Annotated in this window: 21 protein-coding genes and 1 tRNA gene; 20 read left to right on the top strand and 2 right to left on the bottom strand. The window is 50.4% G+C overall.

The window, feature by feature from the left end; genetic code table 11:
* Positions 1-8: 8 nt before the first annotated feature.
* A complete protein-coding gene (gene sigG, locus DXD02_RS06745) occupies positions 9-794 on the bottom strand; it encodes an RNA polymerase sporulation sigma factor SigG (protein WP_055220491.1) in 786 nt (261 codons plus the stop codon).
* 220 nt (positions 795-1,014) lie between these two features.
* Here sigG and DXD02_RS06740 point away from each other — a divergent pair, with 220 nt between their 5' ends.
* The 4 genes from DXD02_RS06740 (at position 1,015) to DXD02_RS06725 (ending at position 3,776) form a co-directional block, all read left to right on the top strand.
* Positions 1,015-1,530 (top strand): transcription repressor NadR, encoded by a 516-nt coding sequence (locus DXD02_RS06740; protein WP_055220692.1) that lies wholly within the window; start codon positions 1,015-1,017, stop codon positions 1,528-1,530.
* A gap of 153 nt (positions 1,531-1,683) precedes the next feature.
* Positions 1,684-1,757: transfer RNA gene (locus tag DXD02_RS06735), tRNA-Arg, on the top strand.
* A 200-nt stretch (positions 1,758-1,957) separates the two neighbouring features.
* Positions 1,958-3,460: an alpha-N-arabinofuranosidase gene (locus tag DXD02_RS06730; RefSeq protein ID WP_118666604.1), complete on the top strand. Its 1,503-nt coding sequence runs from the start codon at positions 1,958-1,960 to the stop codon at positions 3,458-3,460.
* A gap of 61 nt (positions 3,461-3,521) precedes the next feature.
* Complete coding sequence (locus DXD02_RS06725; protein ID WP_118600883.1) at positions 3,522-3,776, top strand: DUF6171 family protein; 255 nt, start codon at positions 3,522-3,524, stop codon at positions 3,774-3,776.
* Between the two features lie 83 nt (positions 3,777-3,859).
* Here DXD02_RS06725 and DXD02_RS06720 read toward each other — a convergent pair whose 3' ends face one another.
* Positions 3,860-5,212 carry an MATE family efflux transporter gene (locus tag DXD02_RS06720; RefSeq protein ID WP_117804733.1) on the bottom strand — a complete coding sequence of 451 codons (1,353 nt, stop codon included), beginning with the start codon at positions 5,210-5,212 and terminating at the stop codon, positions 3,860-3,862.
* Positions 5,213-5,396: 184 nt separating this feature from the next.
* On the opposite strand from DXD02_RS06720, the gene DXD02_RS06715 reads away from it, so the two are divergent.
* The 16 genes from DXD02_RS06715 to yqeB all read left to right on the top strand — a co-directional run bounded on the left by DXD02_RS06715 (position 5,397) and on the right by yqeB (position 18,330).
* On the top strand, positions 5,397-6,236 hold the full coding sequence (locus DXD02_RS06715; protein ID WP_055227940.1) for a MerR family transcriptional regulator: 840 nt from the start codon (positions 5,397-5,399) through the stop codon (positions 6,234-6,236).
* Between the two features lie 148 nt (positions 6,237-6,384).
* Complete coding sequence (gene rfbB, locus DXD02_RS06710; RefSeq protein WP_022461570.1) at positions 6,385-7,407, top strand: dTDP-glucose 4,6-dehydratase; 1,023 nt, start codon at positions 6,385-6,387, stop codon at positions 7,405-7,407.
* A gap of 59 nt (positions 7,408-7,466) precedes the next feature.
* A complete protein-coding gene (locus DXD02_RS06705) occupies positions 7,467-8,648 on the top strand; it encodes a MerR family transcriptional regulator (protein ID WP_117802055.1) in 1,182 nt (393 codons plus the stop codon).
* Between the two features lie 189 nt (positions 8,649-8,837).
* Entirely contained in the window at positions 8,838-9,566 is a 729-nt protein-coding gene (locus DXD02_RS06700; protein WP_055227942.1) for a CpsB/CapC family capsule biosynthesis tyrosine phosphatase, read from the top strand.
* Between the two features lie 19 nt (positions 9,567-9,585).
* Positions 9,586-10,329 carry a YveK family protein gene (locus DXD02_RS06695; RefSeq protein ID WP_055228010.1) on the top strand — a complete coding sequence of 248 codons (744 nt, stop codon included), beginning with the start codon at positions 9,586-9,588 and terminating at the stop codon, positions 10,327-10,329.
* Positions 10,330-10,344: 15 nt separating this feature from the next.
* Positions 10,345-11,046 (top strand): polysaccharide biosynthesis tyrosine autokinase, encoded by a 702-nt coding sequence (locus tag DXD02_RS06690; RefSeq protein ID WP_055227943.1) that lies wholly within the window; start codon positions 10,345-10,347, stop codon positions 11,044-11,046.
* Positions 11,047-11,051: 5 nt separating this feature from the next.
* Positions 11,052-11,786 (top strand): immunoglobulin-like domain-containing protein, encoded by a 735-nt coding sequence (locus DXD02_RS06685; RefSeq protein ID WP_118666603.1) that lies wholly within the window; start codon positions 11,052-11,054, stop codon positions 11,784-11,786.
* Between the two features lie 138 nt (positions 11,787-11,924).
* Positions 11,925-12,761, top strand: a complete 837-nt coding sequence (gene yqeC, locus DXD02_RS06680; RefSeq protein WP_118666602.1) for a selenium cofactor biosynthesis protein YqeC — start codon at positions 11,925-11,927, stop codon at positions 12,759-12,761.
* Positions 12,762-12,786: 25 nt separating this feature from the next.
* Positions 12,787-13,275 carry a cyclic pyranopterin monophosphate synthase MoaC gene (moaC, locus tag DXD02_RS06675; protein ID WP_022462471.1) on the top strand — a complete coding sequence of 163 codons (489 nt, stop codon included), beginning with the start codon at positions 12,787-12,789 and terminating at the stop codon, positions 13,273-13,275.
* A 3-nt stretch (positions 13,276-13,278) separates the two neighbouring features.
* The gene (locus DXD02_RS06670; protein ID WP_118666601.1) at positions 13,279-13,794 is read left to right on the top strand and encodes a MogA/MoaB family molybdenum cofactor biosynthesis protein; all 516 of its coding nucleotides are present in this window, start codon (positions 13,279-13,281) and stop codon (positions 13,792-13,794) included.
* Positions 13,795-13,815: 21 nt separating this feature from the next.
* The gene (gene selD / locus DXD02_RS06665; protein ID WP_055220516.1) at positions 13,816-14,859 is read left to right on the top strand and encodes a selenide, water dikinase SelD; all 1,044 of its coding nucleotides are present in this window, start codon (positions 13,816-13,818) and stop codon (positions 14,857-14,859) included.
* Between the two features lie 26 nt (positions 14,860-14,885).
* A complete protein-coding gene (yedF, locus tag DXD02_RS06660; RefSeq protein ID WP_334294816.1) occupies positions 14,886-15,500 on the top strand; it encodes a sulfurtransferase-like selenium metabolism protein YedF in 615 nt (204 codons plus the stop codon).
* On the top strand, positions 15,497-16,645 hold the full coding sequence (locus tag DXD02_RS06655; protein WP_118666600.1) for an aminotransferase class V-fold PLP-dependent enzyme: 1,149 nt from the start codon (positions 15,497-15,499) through the stop codon (positions 16,643-16,645). The genes yedF and DXD02_RS06655 overlap by 4 nt, the downstream gene beginning before the upstream one ends.
* A gap of 64 nt (positions 16,646-16,709) precedes the next feature.
* Positions 16,710-16,946, top strand: a complete 237-nt coding sequence (locus DXD02_RS06650) for a DUF3343 domain-containing protein (RefSeq protein WP_022462466.1) — start codon at positions 16,710-16,712, stop codon at positions 16,944-16,946.
* 15 nt (positions 16,947-16,961) lie between these two features.
* Positions 16,962-17,333, top strand: coding sequence for a winged helix-turn-helix domain-containing protein (locus DXD02_RS06645; RefSeq protein ID WP_022462465.1), 372 nt, complete (start codon positions 16,962-16,964; stop codon positions 17,331-17,333).
* 151 nt (positions 17,334-17,484) lie between these two features.
* Positions 17,485-18,330 carry a selenium-dependent molybdenum cofactor biosynthesis protein YqeB gene (yqeB, locus tag DXD02_RS06640; protein ID WP_022462464.1) on the top strand — a complete coding sequence of 282 codons (846 nt, stop codon included), beginning with the start codon at positions 17,485-17,487 and terminating at the stop codon, positions 18,328-18,330.
* Positions 18,331-18,347: the final 17 nt, after the last annotated feature.

Below are 18,347 nucleotides of genomic sequence, written 5' to 3'. Positions count from 1 at the left end.
GGCGGGCGTTACCGCTCGTCGGAGAGATAATTCCGCATAGAGCGCAGGGCGGACTTTTCCAGCCGGCTGACCTGCGCCTGCGAGATGCCGATTTCCCGGGCAACCTCCATCTGGGTCTGCCCCTCATAGAAACGCATGCGGATGATCTGGCGTTCGCGCTCATTGAGACGGGCGACCGCGTCCTGCAGGGCGAGGTTCTGCACCCAGTTTTCTTCTTTATTTTTCTTATCACTTAACTGATCCATGACATACAGGGTATCGCCGCCTTCCGTGTAGACGGGCTCATACAGACTCATTGGGCTTTGGATTGCATCGAGGGCATAGACGATATCCTCTTTTCCAATGCCGATTTCAGCGGCGATTTCCTCGATCGAAGGCTCTTTCTGGTTCTGCTTGAGATAAAGTTCGCGGGCGCAGATGGCGCGGTAGGCAGTATCCCTGAGGGAACGGCTGACGCGGATCGCATTGTTGTCACGCAGATACCGCCGGATTTCACCGATGATCATCGGCACGGCATAGGTGGAGAAACGGACGTTTAAGGTCGTGTCGAAGTTATCAATCGCCTTAATCAGGCCGATACAGCCGATCTGAAAGAGATCGTCGGCGTTTTCACTGCTGTTGGAGAAGCGCTTGATCACGCTTAAGACAAGGCGCAGATTGCCCTGAATGTAGCGTTCGCGGGCAGCAGCATCTCCTTCGCGGGCCTTTTTCAGCAGAGTCTCTTTTTCTTCGGCATTCAGTACGGGAAGGCGTGATGTATTGACTCCGCACAGTTCAACTTTATTGATCGCCATGGTATGCATCCTCCTGAAACATGGAACGTATGGTTACCGTTCGTTACTGTTATACGTTCATGATTGGCAGTTGGCGGGACGAATATACGAGAGCCCGGAAAATTTCATAAAGTTTTAGTCCTTGACAAAGCTTTTGGAAAATGATTTCCTGCTATTGTAGAAACGGCGGAAAGTGTGATAAGATAAGGGAAGTGTACGAAATGCGAGGTCTTGTTTTATGATGAGTGGAAAGGAACGAAGAGAAGAGATTCTTCAAAGAATAACAAACAGTAAGACGCCGGTCTCCGGTGCAGCGCTGGCGAAGAGCTGTGAAGTCAGCCGTCAGGTGATTGTCCAGGACATTGCCCTGATCCGCGCTGCCGGATACGATGTGATTGCGACAAACCGCGGCTACATCTGCAGCAGCCCGGTGAGAGAGACGCGGGTCTTTGAGGTGAATCACACGGATGAGCAGATGCAGGACGAGCTGAATACAATTGTGGATTTCGGCGGCGTTGTGCTGGATGTGATTGTGCGTCACGAGGTTTACGGAGAACTGCGGGCGGAACTTAATATCAGTTCACGAAATAAGGTGGCACTGTTTATGGAAGAAATCCGGCAGGGAAAATCACGGCCGCTGAAGAATATCACATCAGGGGAACATTTTCATACCGTATCGGCAGACTCTGCGCAGACCCTGGATCTGATTGAAGAGGAACTGCGAAAGAAAGACTACCTGGTGCGGACTGTGAAATAGGGGAAAAAGCCCTTATTTTCACAAAAAACTGTTATTCGAAAAAATTTTAAATTTTTTTCAAAAAGGTGTTGACTTTTCTCTTAGGATAGTGTAATATACATGATGTCAGCGGGAACGAGTGATAAACAAAGAGTTCTAAAGCGACAAAGAAATGTGCGTTTAGCTCAGCTGGATAGAGCGTTTGGCTACGGACCAAAAGGTCGGGGGTTCGAATCCTCTAACGCACGGACGGTAACCGTCCTGGTGAAAACCAGGGCGGTTTTTTCGTATGCAGAATGAAAAATAAAACAAGCGGCCTTTTGGTCAGCAGCCAGACGGCCGCACTTTTTGAAAAAATCATGGGGAAACAACTTGTACGCTCATTGACACAAGTGAGATACATCTCCTATAATAAAGCCAAATTTAAGATCTCGAAAGGGGACAAGTTATGGCTAAGTTAGTAATTGATGCGAACAGAAAGCTTTCAAAAATCAATAAGGAAATCCAGGGACAGTTTTCGGAGCATCTGGGAAGATGTATTTATGAAGGACTCTATGTAGGAGAAAATTCCGATATTCCGAACGTGAACGGAATGCGTACCGATGTTGTTGAAGCACTGAAAAATATCAAAGTTCCGGTACTGCGCTGGCCGGGCGGATGTTTTGCAGATGAATATCACTGGAAAGACGGTATCGGACCGAAAGAAAGCCGCAAAAAAATGATCAACACCAACTGGGGCGGTGTTGTCGAGGACAACAGCTTCGGTACCCACGAGTTTTTTGAACTCTGCCGTCAGATCGGATGTGAAACCTATATCAACGGAAATATGGGAAGCGGTACTGTACAGGAGATGTCGGAGTGGGTTGAATATATGACATTTGACGGGGTATCTCCGATGGCAGACCTTCGTGCGGAAAATGGCCACGAAAAGCCGTGGACCGTCGATTTCTTCGGCATCGGCAATGAGAACTGGGGCTGTGGCGGAAATATGAATCCGGAATTCTACGGAAATATGTACCGCAGATATCAGACCTTTGTGCGTGATTACGATGGAAACAAAAAGATCCGGAAGATTGCCTGCGGCGCCAATTCGGATGATTATGAGTGGACGCAGGAAGTGATGAAAGCATGCTTCCGCAGAATCTCCCCACAGCAGCATGGCATGATGGATGGCCTGTCGCTTCATTACTATACGGTGCCGGAAACCTGGGATCACAAGGGAAGTGCAACGGAGTTTGCGGAAAAAGACTGGTATAAGACCATGAAAAAGACGATGTACATGGAAGAGCTGATCCGCCGCCACAGCGCCATTATGGATCAGTATGACCCGGACAAAAAGGTCGGTATGATCGTGGATGAGTGGGGTACCTGGTATGATGTAGAGCCTGGAACAAATCCGGGATTTCTGTATCAGCAGAATACCATGCGTGACGCACTGGTCGCAGGGATCAACCTGAATCTTTTCAACAAACACAGCGACCGCGTCAAGATGGCAAATATCGCACAGATGGTCAATGTTCTGCAGTCGATGATCCTGACCGAGGGGGAAAAGATGGTCAAAACTCCGACGTATCATGTTTTCGATCTGTATCAGGTACATCAGGAAAATGATCTTCTGGCAAGCTCTCTGGAAACGGAGCAGGTTGGTCTGGAAGATGAATACATGGTTCCGAATCTGACGGAATCTGTTTCGGTAGATGCCAACGGTGTACTTCATATTACGATGACGAATGTGGATCTGGAGAAAGCATATCCGGTAGAGGCGGTACTTCTTGGAAAAGAAGCCGGCGAGATCAAAGCCGAGATCGTAACCGGCCATATGCAGGATAAAAACACCTTTGAAGCGCCGGAGACGGTTGGCGTTCAGGGCTTTGACGGTGTGCAGGCAACAAAAGAGGGAATTTCCTTTACCATTCCGGCGTGCAGTGTGCTTCATATCGCCGTAAAATAGGGAAACCATAAAAACCAGAAGATATCTGGGATGAAAAAAGATTCGGTTCCGGAGGAGTTTGATGGACGGAAATACCAGGATCTGTAAAAAATGCCTGCTTCGTGAGATGGACGAGGCAGGCTTTTTTCAGAATATGTATGATTATATTGCAAGAATTCCGGCGGACGATAAAACGCCGGAGGAGGAATACGAGCGGCGGCTTTCCCTCTGTAAGGAGTGTGAAAAGCTGCTGTCCGGCATGTGCCGCATGTGCGGCTGCTACGTGGAGATGCGGGCAGCGATTGCACTGCGGGACTGCCCGGGGAAAAAGTGGTAGCAAAAGAGAAACCCCGCACAGCGGATCCTGTGAAAACAACGGATCCCTGTGCGGGGTTTTGAGAATCAGCGAAGTCGGTAAGATCAGTTGGGACTTGTTTGCGTCTCCGTTGCGACTTTCGGATCCTTGAAATAGCGGGACAGCTTCGGCACGGAGATGAACAGCGTCAGAAATTCGGCGACCGGAATCGACAGCCACACACCGTTGGTGCCAAGCACGAGCGGCAGAAGCAGCGCGGAGAGAACGATAAAGACGAAGGTTCGCAAAAAAGAAATCAAAGCAGAGGTCTTTCCGTCTGACAGTGCCGTAAAAATGCCGGAGGCGACGATATTCGTACCGCAGAACAGGTAAGCGATGGAGAACAGATATCCGCCGTGGCGTGTCAGTTCAAAGCCGTACGTGCCTTTCTGCATGAAAACGGCGGAAATAACAGGAGAACCGAAGGCAGCCACAAGTGCGATGATCACAGAGCTTACCACAACGAAGCGGATACTGATGCGGTAAAGCCGGATCAGCCGCTGTTTGTTCCGGCTGCCGTAGTTGAAGCTGAACACAGGTGCAACGCCGATACTGTAGCCGAGGTACAGCGCAACAAAGAGAAACTGTCCGTACAGAATCGCCGTGATGGCGGCAACACCGATTTCGCCCTCAAATTTCAGCATCAGCATGTTGAAAAGGTAAGTGACAACGGCTGCAGAAAGATTGCTGACCATCTCGGAGGAACCGTTGAAGCAGCTTGTGGAGAGCAGGCCTTTGGAAAATTCCGGCCTGGTGAAACGAAGGCCTTTTCGGGCAAAGGTAAAGTATAAAATACCGGCAACGGCCGGGATACACTGGCCAAGGCCGGTGGCAAGGGCCGCTCCCGCAACACCAAGATGGAGCGGAACGACAAACAGATAGTCCAGAAGCATGTTGGTAATGCCGGCGGACACCGTAAGGGAAAGTCCGAGTCCCGGGCGCCCTGCCGTTACAAAGAAGGACTGGAACAGCGCCTGGAGAAGACAGACCGGGGCAAAGAAAAGGATCGTCCGCAGATAGGCGGTACCGTAATCCATCAGCACCGGCGTTGCACCGAGCAGACTGCAGATCTGACGGCAAAACAGGTTGCCGAGCACTGCGCCCAGAATACCGATGATCAGTGTGGTAAGGGTAAGGGCCGAAAAGTTACGGTTGGCTTCCTCCTGTTTTCCCTGTCCGATCTTTGCGGCGACAACGGCGCTGCCTCCGGTACCGAACATGATGCCGACGGCAAGAAGAATGCTGACGGCAGGATAGACGATATTGGCGGCGGAAAGCGCCATGCTGTCCACGTACTGTGCGATGAAAAAGCCATCCACAATACTGTAGAGAGACATAAAGATCATCATGATGATCGATGGAAACGCAAACTTCAGCAGAGAGCGGAAGTTGAAATCCTTGGCGAGTGACTGGCTCATAATCAAAAACCTCCTTTTTATGTGTGAAAAGCCTTTTTCAGACACGCTTTAGATGGGAAAGATTTCTTGTGAAAATTTGAATCGTTTGCTATTATAAAGGATAGGGTAACCCTATAGTCAAGTGCAAAAAAGGTGAAAAACAGGAAAAATTCCGAGAGCACATATTCAGGAAAAGGAGTCAGAAATGGGAAAACAGGAGTATTTAAGCGCGGGGCGATTTGCAGCGCTGGTAGGCACGACAAAGGAAACGCTCTTCCATTATGATGAGATTGGGCTGTTCGTACCAAAAAGAAGAGGGACAAACGGCTACCGGTATTATGCGATGGATCAGATGGAAACGTTTGATGTGATCGGAATGCTGCGGGAGCTGGGCATGCCGCTGGCAGAGATTCGAAATTATCTGGAACAGCGAAGTCCTGAAAAATTCGGAGTACTGCTGGAACAGGAGGAGAAGGTGGTGCGCGAAAAAATGCAGCGGCTCCGCGAGATGCAGCGCTGGATTGGGGAAAAGAAGCGGTTTCTGGCACAGGCATCGGCGGAATGCCGTGAGGCGTTTGAAAAAGATCCCTTCTGTCCTGTGGGGATCCATACCCTTCCATTGCAGTATCTTGTCACAAACCACAGCGAGTCAGCGGATAATCTGGCAGTCAATCAGAAAATCGGAGAGCTCTATGCTTACTGCGGGCAATACGGAAATCGAAGTTCGTATAATGTGGGGTTTGTTCAGAAACGGGAAACACTGGAAACGGGGAATTTTCTGGATTACCGTGATTTCTATCTGATTTTTGATCGTGTGCCGGCGAAAGTGCGATACACGGTTCGGCCGGAGGGAGAGTATCTTTGCTATTATTATAAAGGACCATGGCAGGGAATTGAAGCGGCGTACCGGAAGCTGTTCCGATATGCCACGGAACAGAAATTTTTGCTGGATGACCGCTTTTATGAGGAATATATGGTGGACGCGCTGACCAGTCAGGAAATGGAACAGTATATTACGAGAATCGCCGTAAAAATCCTAAGATAGACAGGTAGGAGGGGAAAAAACAAGATTTTCACAAACTTTTTTCATTCTCCTCTTGACCATGACGCAACGTCACCCATTATAATGAGGGTACAACAAGTTGAATTGACATAAAACTGAGACGATAAACACACCAAAAAGGAGAAAAAGCATGAAAGTATTAGTAACAGGCGGAGCCGGATTTATCGGCGGAAACTTCGTACATCACATGGTAAACAAATACCCGGATTATCAGATCGTAAACCTGGACCTGCTGACCTATGCGGGAAACCTGGAGACTCTGAAACCGGTTGAGGACAAACCGAACTACAAATTTGTAAAAGGTGATATCGCAGACGAAGCTTTCATCATGGATCTGTTTGAAAAAGAGAAATTTGACGTTGTTGTCAACTTCGCAGCAGAGAGCCATGTAGACCGTTCCATTGAGGATCCTGGCATCTTTGTTCAGACCAACGTAATGGGAACCCGTGTACTGCTGGATGCTTCCAGAAAATTCGGCGTAAAGAGATATCATCAGGTATCTACCGATGAAGTTTACGGAGACCTTCCGCTGGATCGCCCGGACCTGTTCTTTACAGAGAATACCCCGATCCACACCTCCAGCCCGTACTCTGCATCCAAAGCAAGCGCAGACCTGTTTGTACTGGCTTACCACAGAACCTTCGGTACCCCGGTTACCGTTTCCAGATGCTCCAACAACTACGGCCCGTATCACTTCCCGGAAAAGCTGATTCCGCTTATGATCAGCCGCGCACTGGCAGACGAAGAGCTTCCGGTATACGGAAACGGTGAGAATGTCAGAGACTGGCTGCACGTATCCGACCATTGTGAAGCAATCGACCTGATTATCCATAAAGGTAAAGTAGGCGAGGTTTACAACATTGGCGGACACAACGAGAGAACAAACCTTCAGGTAGTACAGACCATCCTGAAAGCTCTGGACAAACCGGAATCTCTGATCAAATACGTAAAAGACCGCCCGGGCCATGACAGAAGATATGCAATCGACCCGACCAAGATCGAGACTGAACTTGGATGGAAACCAAAATACAATTTCGATACCGGAATTGCACAGACAATCCAGTGGTATCTGGACAATGAAGACTGGTGGAAACACATCATCAGCGGTGAGTATCAGAACTACTTTGCTGAGATGTACAAAGACCGTCTGTAAGAGAGAAAAGTGAAATGCAAAGGCCGCAAAAAAGCGGCTTTTGCGAAGGAGTGGTGGATATGGATCAATATTATACCACTGGTGAATTTGCCCGGATGGCCCATGTGACCATTCGGACAATTCGCTATTACGACAAAAAAGGGCTGCTGAAGCCAAGCTTTATCAACGAGTCTGGTTATCGGATGTATTCGGATGAGGATTTTCTGAAGCTGCAGAAAATTTTATCGCTGAAATATCTCGGATTTTCCCTGAATGAGATCGGAAATATGACGATTCACGATACGAGTGCGGATATTCTGAAATCATTGAAAATGCAGATCGGACTTGTGCACAAGAAGATGGAAAATCTGGAGCAGATGGAAAAGGCGCTGCAGAATACGACACAGATTCTGGAGGAGACGAACCAGATCGACTGGACCGGCATTCTGAACCTGATTCATCTGACCGATATGGAAAAGATGCTGGTGGAGCAGTACAAAAACGGGGAAAACCTGAATATCCGTATTTCGCTGCACGAGCAGTATTCCCAAAATAAAAAGGGATGGTTCCCGTGGCTTCTGGAACAGATGGATTTTGACGGTGCGCGCCGGATTCTGGAGATTGGCTGCGGAAACGGACAGCTCTGGAAAAAAGCGGAGCCATCCGTGCTGAAAGGAAAGTATATCTGTCTGTCTGACCTGTCGGACGGCATGATCCGGGATGCGGCGGAAAATCTGGGAGAAGAAAAGGCATCCTGTTTTGATTTCCGGACACTGGACTGCCAGAAGCTTCCGTTTCCGGATGCGGAATACGACCGGATTATTGCAAATCATGTTTTGTTCTATGTCCAGAATCTGTCCCGCGGTCTGCAGGAAATCAGCCGTGTGCTTTCAGATGACGGCGTGTTCTACTGCAGTACGTATGGAAAAGGCCATATGAAAGAGATTACCGATCTGGTACAGGAGTTTGATCCGCAGATCAATCTTTCGGAGGTGGCGCTGTATACTATTTTTGGTCTGGATCACGGAGAAAAGCAGTTAAAGCCTTATTTTGGCAGCGTAGAGAAAAGAATCTACGAGGACAGTCTCTGGGTCGACCGGCCGGAGCCGCTTCTGGACTATATCCTTTCCTGCCATGGAAATCAGAATGAGTATCTGTATCCGAGACAGCGGGAATTCAAAGAATTTCTGGAAAAGAAAATTCAGAAACACGGCGGAATTGCGATCACAAAAGAGGCAGGGGTTTTCATCTGCAGAAAATAACGGGAGAGGCCGACATGAAAATGGAGGTCTCTTTTTTATCCCTCATTTTAGGCAAGTTTGACAAAAATGTTAAAAAATAAATACAGAGTATGTTTTTTGTATTGCCAGAGATCACAAAAGGATGTATACTAAAGTAGAATGTCTAAGTATGCGTGACTTGAAGAAAGAACACAAAAAGAGGGATAAGGTATGAAGGAATTATTTGATGTACACTGCCATATGGTCCCGGGGGTAGACGACGGTGCAGCTGACCTGGAAGAGTCGCTGGCGATGCTGAAAATGCAGCACGAGGACGGGGTCAGGAAGATTATCATCACACCGCATTATCGGCGGCGGATGTTTGAAACACCGGCAAAAAAGGTACATGAGCAGTTTCTGAAACTGCAGGAAGCGGCAAAAAAGGAATATCCGGATATGTCGCTTTATCTCGGGTGTGAACTTCACTCGAACATGGATCTTCAGGATATCCTGGAAAAACGGAAATATGTGACCATGGCCGGTTCATCCTATGTTCTGTTGGAATTTTCCGAGGGAGATTCCGCACAGCATATCCGTGAGAGAGTCTACAATGTACTGTCCTGCGGTTACGAACCGATTATCGCGCATGTGGAGCGCTATCAGGCAACGGTAAAGAGCGTCGGATTTTCCAGCGATCTGGTGGATATGGGCGCAAGACTGCAGGTGAATGTGGAAAGTATACTTGGAAAGTATACGTGGGGGGCAAAACGCTACTGCAGAAAACTGATGAAGGAAGATCTGCTCGGTTTTGTCGGCAGCGATTCCCACAACACAAAAACACGTATTCCCAACATAGGAGCAGGCGCTGCCTATGTTTCAAAAAAAATGGGAGAGGCATATGCCGAAAGGATTTTCCACGATAATCCGATGGAAATCTTAAGGGATGCCGGAGAAATCTAAAAAAAGTCAGGAGAAGAAGATGGAAACGAATCAACAGAATCAGGATGAAATTGAAATCGATTTACTGGAACTGCTTCGTGTGCTCTGGAGCAAAATTGGCTATGTGATTTTAGCTGCATTGGCACTTGGCCTTCTGATGGTACTGGTCAGCAAAGTATTTATGAAGCCGCAGTATGAATCGACGACAAAAATGTATGTACTGTCAAAACAGGACAGCAGCAGTACTGTAACAAGTGGAGATCTGCAGGCAAGTTCTCTTTTAACCAAAGACTATGCGGAGCTGATTCAGAGCCGTCAGGTTGTTGAAACCGTTATTGCACAGTTAAATCTGGATCTTACCTATGAGGAGTTTTTGAACAAAATTACTGTTACTACACAGAACGATACGCGTATCCTTTCGATTACAGTAAAAGACGAAGATCCGTATGTAGCAAGCCAGATGGCGGATGCAATCCGTGTAGCAGCATCAGATCATATTCAGAACGTTATGAACACAGAAGCTGTAAATGTGGTAGATGAGGCGAATATTCCAGATGAGCCGGTAAGCCCAAGTATTAAGAAAAACGGGCTGATCGGTGCAATAGCAGGGGCATTTATCGCGATTGTCATCATCATTATTGTTTATCTGACAAATGACACCATCCAGACCTCCGAAGATGTAGAACGTTATCTGGGTGTCAGTACACTCGGCATAATTCCTCTTGCAGAAGGACAGAAAAAGAGCAAGAAGAAAAACAAAAACGGCCGTGGAAGAAAGAAATAAGGGAGGATACGGAACGTGAATCAGGTAGTAGTAAAACAGGAAAAATCAGGCTATCAGATTGTGGAAGCCTACAAATCTCTTCGGACCAACCTTCAGTTCTGCGGAGAAGATAAGAAAGTAATCGCGGTTACAAGCTGTACACCAAATGAGGGAAAGAGCAGTGTTTCTATGCAGCTCGGCATTTCTCTTGCAGAGAGCGGAAAAAGAGTGATTTTGATCGATGCCGATCTTCGGAAATCGGTTCTTCTTGGAAGAACGAAAACACAGAAATCTGTTCGCGGACTGGCACACTTCCTGTCCGGTCAGGCAACTCTGGAGGATGTCATCTGTTCTACCAATGTAAAGAACTTTTACATGATTTATTCCGGCCCGTTTCCGCCGAATCCGGCAGAGCTTCTGGGGGGAAAGAACTTCCGAAGTCTTTTAAATGCACTTCGTAAAGTTTACGATTATGTGATTGTGGATACTCCTCCGCTTGGAAGCGTTATCGACAGTGCAATCGTTGCAGAAATCTGTGATGGTTCAATCATGGTCATTGAGTCCGGTGTGATCAGCTATCGTTTTGCACAGGAAGTAAAGAGCCAGCTCGAGAGAAGTAACTGCCCGCTGCTTGGCGTTGTCCTGAACAAGGTGGATATGCAGAAACAGGCGTATGGTAAATACGGAAAATACGGTCAGTACAAATATGGAGATTACGGCCAGGAGGAGGACGATTAACTGCCATGAAAAAAGGGATTGTTGCAGGTTTGATTGTCCTGTGCGTGGCGCTAGGAGCCGGTACAGCAGCTGTCGTAGTGACGGACGACCGAAAAGGCCCGGAAATCGAGCTTCCAGCTGATGGGGATGTAACGTATGAGGAAGGCAGTGATACAGCGCCTTTGCTGGAAGGCGTTACTGCAACGGATGAGAAAGACGGAGATGTGACAGATTCGCTGGTGATTGAAAACATTTTCCCGAACGATGACCATACCAGTGCATCGGTTGTCTATGCGGCAAAGGACAGTCACAATAATGTATCAAAAGCAACACGCCGCGTGAATTATAAAGCTGCAGCGGAAGATACCCCGGCGGAAAATGAGGCTACGCAGGAAACGGATAACAGTGGGGCGGCAGATGAGTCTGCACCGGCAACAGAGGAGCCGCAGCAGAATGACACAGAGGGCACAAAAAATGAGACAGATGCGCAGATGGAAATCGAAGCACTGCCGGCGGAAAGCCCAAAACTGTACCTGAATACGTATGAAGTAACAGTGGAAGCCGGAAACGATCTGGACAAAACCAGCTATATCAAAGAGATGACCGATGATGCAGACAGCCAGGAGTCACTCTTTAACCAGATTGAGATCGACGGCGATGTGGATACTGCAGTGCCGGGAGATTACACGCTGACGTATCATGTGACGGACAGCGATGGAAACAGATCAAATGCAGCGGTGCTTACCGTACACGTTCAGTAAGAATAGAAGAACTGCTCTGATGGGGATGCCCGATCGGGGCAGTTCTTTTTTCAAGTTTTTACGGCGCGAGTAAAATTTGACAGCCCAAAATGAGTATGGTAGAGTGAGAAAGAAAGACGGCAGAAGGGGGCAGAGGAGATGCTTCGAATCTGGCAGAAAACAGAAAAACAGAAGCTGGAGCCGGTAGGAATGGGAACGGCGTTCCCATTTTTAAAGGAAAAGAACCATGTAGTTTCTATCATCGGCGGCGGCGGAAAAACGACGCTGCTGTACGAGATGGCAGGCTTTTGTGTAAAAAACGATCAGAAGGTACTGGTGACAACTTCGACGCACATTTACCGTCCGCCGAAGGAATGGCATGACCAGAGTCTGGAAGCGGTCGAAAGAAAATTTCGCACAGGCCGCGCAGCGATTATCGGGAGTGCCTGCCGGGATACGGAAAAGCTTTCCATGCCGGAAACGGAACTATTTGAAGCGGCACGCAAAAAGGCCGATCTGACGCTGATCGAGGCGGACGGCGCGAGGCACCTGCCGTGCAAGGCACCGGCGGAACATGAACCGGCGCTGCTTTCCTCTTCAGATCTTGTGATTGGTGTGACAGGTCTTTCGGCACTGGGACAGCCGCTTGGCAAGGGCTGCTTTCGGGCAGAACGGGCGGCGGAACTGCTTGGCTGTACGATGGAACACCATATCACGGAAGAAGATCTGGCACGGCTGATCGCATCGGAACAGGGACAGCAGAAGGATTTGAAAGGCAGAACGTTTTATGCGGTACTGCACCAGTATGAGGAAAAAGAACACCGGGCGGCCGCAGAGAAACTTGTGGAGCTGCTGCGCAGGCAGGGGATCGAGCATGTTCTGGTTACGTGCGCGACAGGAAACAGAAGACAAAGCGGTGAGAACACGAATCCCTGGTATGGGAGAGCAGAGCTTCCCGTGCGTGAAGCGGAAGAAGAGTGGGAACCCGGAGAATAAAACGGAAATAGAACGGAGGAGACAGATGGCGGAATTTACCCATTTTAAGAAAGACGGCAGCGCCGTCATGGTCGATGTCCATGAGAAGCCGGACACGTACCGGGCAGCATCGGCGACGGGAACCATACAGGTAAGCCCGGAGGTATTTGCAGCCGTGCGGGACCATACGGCGAAAAAAGGCGATGTGCTCGGCGTTGCACGGCTGGCAGGCATCATGGGGGCGAAGAAGAATGCGGAGTTGATTCCGCTGTGCCACATTGTGCCGCTGACGAACTGCGAAGTGACATTTACCACGGACGAGAATACAAATTCTATTACGGCCGTGTGCACCACATCCTGTGTCGGAAAGACCGGCGTGGAGATGGAGGCGCTGACTGGTGTTTCCACAGCGCTGCTCACGATCTACGATATGTGCAAGGCGATGGACCGCGGCATGGTGATTCGTGATATCCACATTCTGGAAAAGGACGGCGGAAAGAGCGGTCATTATATCTATCAGAAAGAGGAAAAATAAAGCATGGCAGAAAAGAAAGATTTCCCGGTTTTCCGGGTGGGAATTGTAACGTTAAGTGACAAAGGCTATCAGGGCGAGCGCGAGGATAAGAGCGGCCCAAAGATCAAAGAGCTGCTTCCGGCGGAGCAGTATGAGGTCGTTTCGATGCGCCTTCTGCCGGATGAGCGGGCGATGATCGAAGAGGAGCTGATCCGTCTTTCCGATCTGGAGCGGTGTGATCTCGTTCTGACGACGGGCGGCACGGGATTTTCCCTGCGGGATGTGACCCCGGAAGCAACGCTGGCGGTTTCAAACCGTGTGGCACCCGGTATTGCGGAGGCGATCCGCGCGGGCAGCATGGCGATCACAAAACGGGCGATGCTGAGCCGGGCAGTGAGTGCAATCCGTCATCGGACGCTGATTATCAATCTGCCGGGAAGCCCGAAGGCGGTGGAAGAGAGTCTTGGATTTGTACTTGATACCCTGCCGCATGCGCTGGGACTTCTGCGCGGAACGGACGGAGAGTGCGGAAGAAGCTGAAAAAAGAGGGAACAGGTAACGATGGAAGAAGAAAAAATTATTTTCTGTAAGAGCGGCGGCTGTACGGCAAAGCTCGGGGCAGGCGTGCTCGAACATATTCTGGAGAAGCTGCCGAAAGGGGAAAAGGATCCGAATCTGCTGGTGGGCTATGACAGCAAAGACGATGCATCCGTCTACCGGCTGACGGACGACCTTGCGATGGTCCAGACGCTGGATTTCTTTCCGCCGGTGGTGGAGGATCCGTACACGTTTGGAAAAATTGCGGCGGCGAATGCCTTAAGCGACATCTATGCGATGGGCGGAGAGGTGCGGACAGCCCTGAATATCGTCTGCTTTCCGGAACAGATGGATCTGAATGTCCTCGGAGAAATCATGCGCGGCGGCGCGGAAAAGGTGCAGGAGGCGGGCGGATCGCTCTCCGGCGGTCATTCGATTGCGGATGACAGTGTAAAATACGGCCTTTCTGTCACGGGAACCGTGCATCCGGACCGGATCTGGCAGAACAATACGGGCCGCGTGGGTGATCTGCTCATTCTGACGAAACCGCTCGGAACCGGCATTCTCTGTGCGGCGCACCGCGTCGGGGAGGAAAACCCGGGTGGATTTCAAAAGGCAGTGGAATCGATGATGACGCTGAATAAGTACGCCTCGGAGACGGCACGGAAGTATAACATTCATGCCTGTACCGATGTAACGGGCTTTAGTTTCCTAGGACATCTGCATGAGATGATGGAGTCGGGCGTGTCCTGCCATATCTGGGCGGATCAGATTCCGGTGTTCCCGGGGGCTGTGGAAGCGGCGGAGGAGTTTCTGATCACTGCGGCAGGCCAGCGGAACCGGAATCATCTGGAGCAGCATGTGACCTTTAAGGATATACCGTTCGGCATGCAGGAGGTGCTGTTTGACCCGCAGACATCGGGAGGGCTTCTGATGGCCGTGGATGCCGTGGATGCAGAAAAAATGCAGAGAAAACTGCTGGAGCAGGGGATTCCGGCAGCAATCGTTGGAAAAATCACAGAGCCGGCAGGAACCGAAATTTATGTGACACAGAGCAGGAAATGGTAAGGCAGGGAGGATGAAAAATGGCAGAGATGGAGAAAAAGACAGTAAACGCAATGGGTGATGTGTGCCCGGTACCGCTGGTAAAGGCAAAAAATGCGATTGCAGAACTTGCGGGAAGCGGAAAAGTGGAGGTTCTGGTGGATAATGAAATCGCCGTGCAGAACCTGGAAAAAATGGCGCAGCAGAAAGGATATGGCTTTCTGGTAAAAGAGAAGAAAGAAAAAGAGTATCATGTGGAGTTCACCGTATCGGAAACAGAGCCGGCTGAAACAGAAGAGAAAACCGTATGCCTCGTACCGGCGGCAAAGAAAACAAAACTCGTCGTTCTTTCTGCAGACCATATGGGCGAAGGAGCCGAGGAGCTGGGTAAAATTCTGATGAAGAGCTTCCTTTATGCACTGACCCAGCAGGATGAGCTGCCGGATACGATTCTGTTCTACAACGGCGGTGCAAAGTTGACCTGCGAGGGTTCCGAGTCCCTGGAGGATCTGAAAGATCTGGCAGCGCGCGGCGTTGAAATTCTGACCTGTGGAACATGCCTGAACTTCTACGGCATCACCGAAAAGCTGCAGGTCGGCAGTGTGACCAACATGTATGACATCGTGGAGCGCATGAGCAGCGCAGACCGCGTGATTAAGCCATGATTTACCTCGATTCGGCGGCAACGTCGCTGTGGCATCCAAAAGAAGCAGAGGAGCGTATGATCCAGGCACTGCACGGCTGTGGAAATGCAGGCCGCGGTGCACACGATGCGACACTGGATGCGGGCCGCATCGTCTTTGAGACGAGAATGCGGCTGGCAGAGTTGTTTCACGCGGAGAGTCCGGAGCGGATTGCATTTACGTGCAACGATACGGAGGCACTGAACACGGCAATTTTCGGACTCTTCGGGCCGGGGGATCATGTGATCACGACAGTCTGCGAGCATAATTCCGTTCTGCGCCCGCTGTATGCACTGGAAAAACAGGGACTGGAGCTTTCCGTGATTCCGGCGGATGTATCTGGAAGGATCGATTACGATCAGATGGAAGCGGCAGTGCGGAAAAACACGAAAGCGTTTGTCGTTACGCATGCCTCCAACCTGACCGGAAATATCACGGATCTTGCGCGGGTGTGCGAAATTGCGGAACACCATTCCCTGCTTCTGATCGTCGATGCGGCGCAGACAGCGGGGATTCTGCCGATCAATGTACAGAAAAGCGGGATCGACGTGCTCTGTTTTTCCGGCCACAAGGGACTATTAGGGCCGCAGGGAACCGGCGGAATCTACGTCCGTCCCGAACTTTCGATCCGGCCGCTCAAAATGGGCGGAAGCGGAATCCGAAGCTATGAAAAAGAACAGCCTGCGGCGATGCCGGAGCACCTGGAAGCTGGAACTTTAAATGTCCACGGAATTGCGGGACTTCTGGGAGCGCTGGAATATCTGGAGAAGACGGGGATTGAAATGATTTACAAAAGAGAGAGGGAGCTGATGCACCTCTTTCTGGAGGAAATTCAGGGAATCCCGGGACTTACTTTATATGGAACAGACGATCTGCAGCAGCGGGTACCAACGGTGGCATTAAACATCGGCTCCTGTGATTCGGGATATGTCAGCGACTGGCTGTATGAGAACTATGGTATTGCAGTCCGAAGCGGGGCACACTGCGCGCCGTTGATGCACGAAGCACTCGGGACACGGGAGCAGGGAGCCGTGCGGTTCAGCTTTTCCCATGTACTGACGGAAGAAGAAGTCCGGATTGCCGCGCAGGCTCTGCGGGAGTTTGCCGAAGAAGAAATGCAGCAGTGAGAGAGGCGGCAGCCGGCATCCGGCATCCGGGATACAAAAGAAGCTGGAAAAAGGAAGAAACGATATGAGACAGCGAAAAGAAACCTGGATTCTGACGTTTGCGGGGACAACGCAGGCGATGCAGATGGAACAGTATGCGAGAGCGCACGGCCTGCCGGGAAGGATGATCCCCGTTCCGCGGGAAATTACGGCGGGCTGCGGCCTTTCCTGGAAAGCAGCGCCGGAAGAGGGAAAAGAAATCCTTGCGGCACTTCAGACGGCGGGACTTGCCTATGAGGCGGAGTACCGTGTGCTGTTGTAGAGGTGTGAGGTGGAAATGGAAGAAAAAGAAGAAACATTACGACAGAAGCTGCGGTACGACATGCGGCTGCGCGTCAGCCGGACGGATCATGCCTTCGGTCCCGGTGTGGCGGAGCTGATGGAGCATGTGGAAGCAACCGGCTCCCTTTCGAAGGGCTGCAAATGCATGCAGATGGCGTACTCGAAGGGATGGAAAATCTTAAAGCGCGCCGAGGAGGATCTCGGCATCCCGCTGGTACAGGGCAACCGGGGCGGCAGCAACGGCGGCCAGACGGTACTGACCCCGGAGGGAAAAGAATTCCTGAAGCGGTACCGGAAGTTTGAACAAGAAGTCCGCGCAGGCGCCGATGCGTCGTTTCAGAAGTGGTTTGGAACAGAAGAAAAATAACATTTTTTACGGGGACACGTTGACAAAACGGGTCCTTTCCTGTATTTTTATTAATGGAAAAAGCGTTATTCTCGCGCGAGAATAACGAGGCAGACCGCGGAAGACGGAAGAAAACGGCGGCTGCTGAAACGAAAGAAGGAAGACAGCGAAGATGAAAAAGAAAGATCTGATCGTGGTACGGGGAGCAGGAGATCTTGCAACCGGTACGATCCATCGTCTGAAAAAAGCGGGCTTTCGTCTGCTGGTTCTGGAAGCAGAGCACCCGGCGGCGATCCGGCGGCAGGTGGCTTTGAGCGAAGCGGTATATGCCGGCAGTGCCAGGGTAGAGGACGTGGAAGCCGTGCGCATGGACGTGGATCTCGCAGAGAAAAAGAACCGGAAAGAACTTCTGGAACAGGAAATGGAACGGATCTGGAAGAAAGATGGTGTTCCGGTGCTCGTGGATCCGGCGGGACTAAGCATTGCAGCACTTCGCCCGGCCGTCGTGGTCGATGCGATTCTGGCGAAGAAAAATCTCGGGACGACAAAAGAGATGGCGCCGCTTGTGATTGCCCTCGGACCGGGCTTTACGGCAGGAGAAGATGTGGATGTTGTAATTGAGACGAAGCGCGGTCATAATCTTGGACGCGTGATCCGAAGCGGAAGCGCGGTTCCGAACACTGGCATTCCGGGCATCATCGGCGGGTACGGAAAAGAGCGTGTGATGCATGCACAGGCGGAAGGTATTCTGCGGAATGCGGCTTCGATCGGAGACATTGTGGAAGCCAGGGCTGTGATTGCAGAGATTGAGACAGAAAACGGGACGGTACCTGTGGAAGCATCTCTCTCCGGTCTGCTGCGCGGGCTGATCCGCGACGGCTATCCGGTGACGAAGGGATTTAAGATTGCGGACATCGATCCGCGGAAAGAAGAACTGCAGAACTGCTTCACGATTTCCGATAAGGCGCGGTGCATCGCCGGAAGCGTGCTGGAAGTGATCTGCGGGGAACTGGAATAGATTCAAATAGAAAAAGT

The sequence above is a fragment of the Blautia sp. TF10-30 genome, assembly GCF_003481245.1.
Classification (GTDB): domain Bacteria; phylum Bacillota; class Clostridia; order Lachnospirales; family Lachnospiraceae; genus Fusicatenibacter; species Fusicatenibacter saccharivorans.
This window is presented reverse-complemented; position numbering and strand designations above follow the sequence as displayed.